This window comes from Streptomyces swartbergensis, assembly GCF_002148965.1.
Taxonomy (GTDB): Bacteria; Actinomycetota; Actinomycetes; order Streptomycetales; family Streptomycetaceae; genus Streptomyces; species Streptomyces swartbergensis.
In genome coordinates this window covers 1-6,709 of the sequence record NZ_NGFN01000424.1, presented here as the reverse complement: position 1 = coordinate 6,709, position 6,709 = coordinate 1, and the positions used below count along the sequence as shown (strand labels likewise).

The window sequence follows — 6,709 nt, the reverse complement described above, 5'->3', positions numbered from 1 at the left end:
GACCCGGGCGACCTGCGCCTGCCCCGCCCGCACACCGCCTCCCCGGCACCCGGCGCCGGGGTGCAGCACGACCGCGCCGGGTGCCGGGGAGGCGGTGTGCGGGCGGGGCAGGCGCAGGTCGCCCGGGTCGGCGTCGATGCCGTACGCCTGGAGCAGCCGGCACCAGCGGTCGCGTTCGTGTTCCTCCGCGTACCAGGGCGGGCCGTCGATCTCGGGCGTGTCCGGGTGGGCGAAGGCGAGCAGCTTCAGCGGGCGCAGCCCCATGAGCAGCCGGTGGCTGGGCGGTCCGTTGCCGTGCAGGTCGACGGCGACGTCCGGCGGCGGACCGCTCCAGTCGAGGGAGCGCGGCACGCCCCGCCCCGGCGCGGAGGCGGGCAGCAGCCGGTCCACGGCCCCCGTCGCCGCCGCGACCGGCTCCAGCTCGGCGGGGGCGGCCAGCACGAGCTCGTGCCGGGGGTAGGCCCGCCGCAGGGCGCGCAGGGCCGGGACCCCGGCGAGGAGGTCGCCGAGGCCCAGGGCGCGCAGGACCAGGAGGCGGGGCGTCGTCGGTTCAGGTGCCGTGTCCGGTGTCATGCCAGCAGACTGCCGTGTGCCCTCCACGCCTGCCCCCGCAGTCCCGCTCATCGGGTGCGTCATCGTGCTCCTTCCGCCGCCCGTTCCATGAGGGCCGTCGAGGAGCGGCCGTCGAGGTAGGGCAGGAGGACCGCCTGGCCGCCCCACTCCTGAAGGAGGGCGGCTTCCGGCAGGTCGGCGGCCGCGTAGTCGCCGCCCTTGACCCAGACGTCGGGGCGCAGGTCGCCCAGGAGCCGCTCGGGGGTGTCCTCGTCGAAGACGGCGACCGCGTCGACGCAGGCCAGCGCGCGCAGGACCCGGACCCGGTCGGCGAGCGGGTTGACCGGGCGGCCACCGCCCTTGCGGCGCCGTACCGACTCGTCGGAGTTGACGCACACCACGAGGCAGTCGCCGAGCCGCCGGGCGGCCTGGAGCAGGCCGACGTGGCCGGCGTGCAGCAGGTCGAAGCAGCCGCCGGCGGCGACGACCGTGCCGTGGGCGGCGCGGACCCGGGCGGCCAGGGCGTACGGGCCGTCATCGGCGGGCGGCGGTGCCGGCTCGGCGTCCGCGCTCGGTACCGCGGCCGCGCCGCCCTGCGCGACGAACCCGGTCGCCGCGGCCACGGCGCCCTCGACGGCCTCCGCGACCAGGAAACCGTCGGCGAGCAGCCCGGCGGCCGTCGCGGCGAACCGGTCGCCGGCCCCGCAGCTGTCGCCGGGGTGTGTGGCGGGCGCGGGGACGAGCAGCGGGTGCTCACCGTAGGACAGCAGGGCGCCGCGGGCGCCGAGGGTGACCGCGACGGCGGCGGCCCGCCAGTGCCGTACGAGGGCGGCGGCGCTGTGGGCGGCGGCGTGCAGGTCCCGGCGCGCGGTGCCGTCCTGCGGGGCGAAGCCGTGGGCCTCCTTCTCGGCCGGTGTCACCAGGCGGGTGCCGGGCACGGGCGGACCGCCGCGCGGGTGCGGGTCCCAGACCAGGGGCGGGCGGGCGGCGAGGACGTCGCGGAGGGCGTCGGCGGTGCCGCGGCCGTAGTCGGAGACCAGGACGGCGGACGCGGAGCGGACGGCTTGGCGGGCGGCGTCGGTGGCCTCGCGGGTGCGGCCCGCGCCGCGGTCCAGACGGACCACCGGGCGGTCCTGCGCGAGGACGCGGGTCTTCTCGGACAGGGGGCCGGTCAGGGGCAGCGGGACGAGGGTGAGCCAGGGTTCCAGGAGGCGGCGCAGTGCGCGGCTGGCCGGGTCGTCGCCCACTCCCGCCACCAGCGTGACGTCACGGCCGTCACGGGCCGCGAGGTAGGCGGCGAGTGCCGCGCCGCCGGGCCGGGTCCGCTCCCCGCAGTCGTCGACGACCGGCACGGGCGCGTCGGGCGCGAGCCGTTCGGCGCGGCCGGTGACGTCCCGGTCGAGCAGCGCGTCACCGACGACGACGAGCGGTGCCTTGCCGTTCATGTCACCTCCTGCCGTCGCCGTCGCGCCGTGTACCGCGTTCCACCGCCGCGTCGAACGCCGCGCACACCATGTGCACCGCCACGAGGTGCAGTTCCTGCACGGTGGCCCCGGTCGGCGCCTCGACGCACAGGGACTCGTCGCTGCCCGCCATCAGCGGGTTGGGCGCGGGGCCGGTGAGGGCCCACACCCGCACCCCGGACGCGCGGGCGGCGTCCGCGGCGGACAGCAGGTTGGCGCTGGCGCCGGACGTGGACAGCAGCATCAGGACGTCGCCGGGGCGGCCGTGGGCGCGGACCTGGCGGGCGAACACCTCGTCCACGCCGTAGTCGTTGGCGATGGCGGTGGTGCTGGAGGTGTCGGCGTGCAGGGCGATCGCCGAGAAGGCGGGCCGGTCGTCGCGGTAGCGGCCGACGAGTTCGGCGGTCAGGTGCTGGGCCTGGGCCGCGCTGCCGCCGTTGCCCGCGGCCAGCAGCCGGCCACCGCCGGTGAGCACGGCCGCCAGGTGCTCGCCCCACCGCTCGGTGATGTGTGCCGAGGCGCGGAACGCGGTCAGGGCGTCCTGGAGTTCGTCGCAGTGCCCGGTGACGGGCGGGTGCACGGTCATCACGCCACCTCCTTCTGCTGTGCGTGTCCGGCGAGGACCTGGCGGTGGACGTGCTCGACGCCGTCGGCGACGCGCCGCCAGGTGTAGTGGGCGAGGACGCGTTCGCGGCCGGCGCTGCCGTAGCGGCGGCGCAGTGCGTCGTCGGTGAGGAGTTCGCCTACGGCGGCCGCGACCGACCCGGGGTCCTGCGGCGGGACGAGCCGGCCCGTGGTGCCCTCGGCGACGCTGTCGCGGTGGCCGCCGACGTCGGTGGCGACGACGGGCACGCCGCAGGCCATCGCCTCCAGCGGCACGATGCCGAACGGCTCGTAGACCGGGGTGCACAGCACCAGGTCCGCGCTGCCGATCAGGGCGGGCATGGCGGCCGGGTCGACCGCGCCGAGCAGCCGGACCCGGTCGGCCACGCCGGTGCTGCGCGCGAGCCGCCGCAGCCGTCGCGCCTCGGGGTCGTCGGCGAGCCGGTCGGCGGCCGGTCCGCCCGCGATGAGGAGTTCGGCGTCCGGGATCTCGGCGAGGGCCCGTACGGCCTGGTCGTAGCCCTTGCGCGGGACGAGCCGGCCGCAGGCGAGCAGCCGGTGCCGCTCACGGCGCGCCGGGACGCCCTCGGACCGTATCCCGGGCCGGAAGTGCTCGGCGTCCACCCCGCAGGGCACCACGGACACCTGTCGGCGGGGCACGCCCAGCTCGGCGAGTTCGTGCACCTCGTCGGTGCAGGTGGCCAGGACGCGGGCGCAGCCGCGGCCGATCTGCCGTTCGATGCCGACGCGTTCGGGCGGGCTGGTGTCGAGCCGGCCCTGGTGGCGGCGCTTGACGGTGCCCAGGGCGTGGAAGGTCTGCACGACGGGCACGCCGTGCGGGTGGGCGCCGATCCGGGCGGCCATGCCGGACATCCAGAAGTGGGCGTGCACCACGTCCGGCGGCTCGTGGGCCCAGGCGCGCGCCAGCCAGGCGCCGAAGCCGGGCATGTACGGGAACAGTTCGTCCTTGGGGACGGGCTCGGCCGGTCCGGCCGGCACGTGCTCGACGACGGCGCCGCCGGGCAGCGGCACCCGGTCGGGCAGGTCGGCCGCGTCGCGGCGGGTGTAGACCGTCACGTCGTGGCCGCGCCGCGCCAGTTCCTCGCTCAGGCGGGCCACGTACACGTTCTGGCCGCCTGCGTCGACGCCGCCGAGCGCGGCGAGGGGGCTCGCGTGCTCGGACACCATGGCGATCCTCATCGGGCCACCTCCTTCAGCAACCGCTCCCAGTCGTCCAGGAAGCGGGACAGCCCGTAACGGGCGAGCGCAGCCGCCCGTGCTCCCTCGCCGACCATGCGCGCGTGCAGCGGGTCGGCGACGAAGTCCCGTACGGCGCGGGTCAGTTCGTCGATCCGGTTGGAGACCACTCCGGCGCCTGGCGGTACGGCCTCGGTGACCTCGGTGGTGGCGAGCGCGACCACGGGCATGCCGAGGTGCATCGCCTCCAGCAGGGACAGTCCGAGGGAGGTCCAGCGGACGGGGTGGACGTAGACGCGTCGCCGCGCCATGGCCGAGTGGAGTTCGGCCTGGGTGAGTTCGTGGGAGCGGCAGCGGTCGGCGGGGATGCCGAGCCGGTCCGCCAAGCCCTCGGTGCCCATGCCGAAGACGTCCAGCGGGGCCGCTTCGGCGAAGGCCGGCAGCAGGTCGGTGCCGGTGGTACGGCCGCGCCGCAGCGGCTCGTTGACGGCGACGGCGGCGCGTTCCAGCTCCCCGGTCCACAGCGGCCCGGGGTCGACGATGCCGTGCTCGATGACCGTGCTGGGAGTCGGGCCGGCGTCCCACATCAGCCGGTTGAAGTGGGTGACGTGGACGAGGGTGACGCCGGGGATGTCCGCTGCCGGGTGGCGGGTGTCGGGCACGTCGCCGTGCGGGGCGTTGTGCTCCAGGTACACCAGCGGCGGGCGGCGGCCCAGCCACCGGTCGACCAGGGCGAGTTCGTGCGGGCGTTGCAGCACGACGACGTCGATCTCCTCGTCGCGCAGCCGCTCCGGCGGCACTTCGACGACCGAGTCGGGCCAGTCCCAGGTGCGGGCGCGGCCGAGCCCGTCGGGGCCCCGGTCGGGGGTGACGGGGACGACGTAGGTGTGCGGGCCCTGCACGAAGGCGGTGGTCCACGACCCGTGCACGTGCCAGAGCAGGATCCTCATGCCGCCTCCCCCATCAGCTTCTCGACGGCGTTCACCACGTCGTGCGCGGTGACGGTGTCCAGGCAGGGATGACCGGGCACGGGGCACTCCCGCGCCCTGCTGCCGGCGCACGGGGCGTCCTGGTCGCCGAGCAGCACGTACGGGACGCCGTACGGCCGCCAGCGCTCGGCGGGGACGACCGGCGAGAACAGCGATACGACCGGGGTGCCGACGGCGGCGGCGAGATGGGCGGGTCCGGTGTTGCCGGTGACGACGGCGCCGGCGCCCGCGAGGACGCCGGCGAGTTCCGCGGCCCCGGTGCGGCCGCCGAGGTCGAGGGCGTGCGCGCCGGCGACGTGCGAGGTCAGGTCCCTCTCCCCCGCGCCGCCGGTGACCACCACGCGGTGCCCGGCGGCGGCCAGTTCGCGGGCCGCCTCGGCGCAGCGGTCGGGGCTCCACGCGCGGGCGGGGACGCTGGCGCCGGGGTGCAGGACGACGTACGGCTCCGGGCCGGTGAGCCCGGCGGTGTCGGGCGGCGGGAGCACCCGGGGCCGGCCGTCGTCGGCCGGTGGGAATCCGGCGGCCTCGGCGAGGTGGAGCGCGGCCTCGACCTCGTGGGCGTGCGGGGCACGGTGGTGGCGTACGTCGAGGAGGGAGCCGGGGTAGTCCTCGCTGTCGGCGGCGATGAAGTCCACGCCGGCCAGGCGCAGCAGCAGGGCGGTCGGCAGGGGCGACTGGTGGAAGGAGGTGAGGACGAGTGCGGTGTCGGCGTCGATGGTGTCGAGGAGCAGCTCGACCTCGCCGCGGCCGACGGGCGGGGGCGTGAAGCCCACCCAGGGCGCGTCCCACACGAGGATGTCGTCCACGCCGGGCAGCAGCCGGGCGGCGGGCGCGCCGCGCGGTCCGCACAGCAGGGTGACGGTGTCGGCGCGGGCGGCGACCGCGCGGATGGCGGGTCCGGCGAGCAGGACGTCGCCGAAGCTGTCGAGACGGGTGACGAGTGCCTTCACGCGTCCCTCCCCTGCCCGGGGCCGGTCGTGTAGGCCTCCTGGATCGGGCGTTCGTCGGCGAGGACACGGCCCTTGGGGGGTCCGTCCAGTACGGCGCGGACGGCGGTCAGCAGGTCCGGGGCGACGTGGTCCGCGTCGGCGGTCTCCTCGGGCCGGGTCTGTTCGGTGGGCACGAGGATGCCGTGGGCGCCGGCGCGGCGGGCGGCCTCCACGTCGGCGCCGATGTCGCCGATGACGACGAGGTCGGCGGGGTTGGTGCAGATCCGCCCGGCCGCCCACAGCACCATGCCGGGCTGGGGCTTGCGGCAGTGGCAGCCGTCGTCGGGGCCGTGCGGGCAGACGGCGAACACGTCGAAGGGACCGAGGAGTTCGTCGACGCGGTGGTTGACACGGCGGACGTCGGCGTCGGTGAGCAGCCCGCGGGCGACGCCGGACTGGTTGGTGACGACGCCGGTGCGGATGCCGCGTTCGCGCAGCAGGGCGAGTGCCTCGCGGGCGCCGTCGACGGGGCGTACGCGGTCGGGGTCGGCGTTGTAGGGGACGTCGTGGACGAGGGTGCCGTCGCGGTCGAACAGCACGGCCTTGACCGGGCTCATCGTGCCACCTCCTGCCAGGAGGGGGCATGGCGGTGGCGCAGGGCGCCGGTCAGCCGGTGCCAGGTCGCGACGGGAGGGATGAGCACGCTGGTCGCCAGCATGGTCGTCACCTCCTGGCGGGTGCGCGGGCCGGGGGCGATGCGGGCCCGGGCGAACTCCGCCGTGCCGGCCGCCCAGCCGAGCGCGCAGGCCGCGGCGGCCCGGCCGTGTCCGGTGGCGGCGAGGGCGCAGGCGGCGACGCCCGCGGTGGTGATCGCCGTGTGCTTGCGGATCCGGCCGCGCGGCGCGACGGCCTTGTCCCACCAGTCGGGTCCGTGCAGYTGCCGCATGAGGGCGTCGTCGGCGTTGCCGCGCTGCTG

7 protein-coding genes and 1 pseudogene are annotated in these 6,709 nt (G+C 76.8%); all 8 read right to left on the bottom strand.

The features are described 5' to 3' along the window. Positions 1-573: glycosyltransferase family 9 protein (locus tag CA983_RS38765; protein WP_143645695.1), on the bottom strand; the 573-nt coding region annotated here is incomplete at its 3' end. Between the two features lie 59 nt (positions 574-632). Continuing rightward, positions 633-1,997 carry a D-glycero-beta-D-manno-heptose 1-phosphate adenylyltransferase gene (rfaE2, locus tag CA983_RS38760; protein WP_086605398.1) on the bottom strand — a complete coding sequence of 455 codons (1,365 nt, stop codon included), beginning with the start codon at positions 1,995-1,997 and terminating at the stop codon, positions 633-635. Between the two features lies 1 nt (position 1,998). Then, positions 1,999-2,601: a D-sedoheptulose-7-phosphate isomerase gene (locus tag CA983_RS38755; RefSeq protein ID WP_086605397.1), complete on the bottom strand. Its 603-nt coding sequence runs from the start codon at positions 2,599-2,601 to the stop codon at positions 1,999-2,001. Next, the gene (locus CA983_RS38750) at positions 2,601-3,818 is read right to left on the bottom strand and encodes a glycosyltransferase (protein ID WP_086605396.1); all 1,218 of its coding nucleotides are present in this window, start codon (positions 3,816-3,818) and stop codon (positions 2,601-2,603) included. The genes CA983_RS38755 and CA983_RS38750 overlap by 1 nt, the downstream gene beginning before the upstream one ends. Continuing rightward, positions 3,815-4,765: a glycosyltransferase gene (locus CA983_RS38745; RefSeq protein ID WP_086605395.1), complete on the bottom strand. Its 951-nt coding sequence runs from the start codon at positions 4,763-4,765 to the stop codon at positions 3,815-3,817. Before CA983_RS38745 ends, CA983_RS38750 begins: the two co-directional genes overlap by 4 nt. Next, complete coding sequence (locus tag CA983_RS38740) at positions 4,762-5,754, bottom strand: glycosyltransferase family 9 protein (RefSeq protein WP_086605394.1); 993 nt, start codon at positions 5,752-5,754, stop codon at positions 4,762-4,764. Before CA983_RS38740 ends, CA983_RS38745 begins: the two co-directional genes overlap by 4 nt. Further along, positions 5,751-6,350 (bottom strand): D-glycero-alpha-D-manno-heptose-1,7-bisphosphate 7-phosphatase, encoded by a 600-nt coding sequence (locus CA983_RS38735; protein ID WP_086605393.1) that lies wholly within the window; start codon positions 6,348-6,350, stop codon positions 5,751-5,753. The genes CA983_RS38740 and CA983_RS38735 overlap by 4 nt, the downstream gene beginning before the upstream one ends. Further along, positions 6,347-6,709, bottom strand: a pseudogene (locus CA983_RS38730) (transferase); the annotation flags it as partial. The pseudogene CA983_RS38730 and the gene CA983_RS38735, both read right to left, overlap by 4 nt.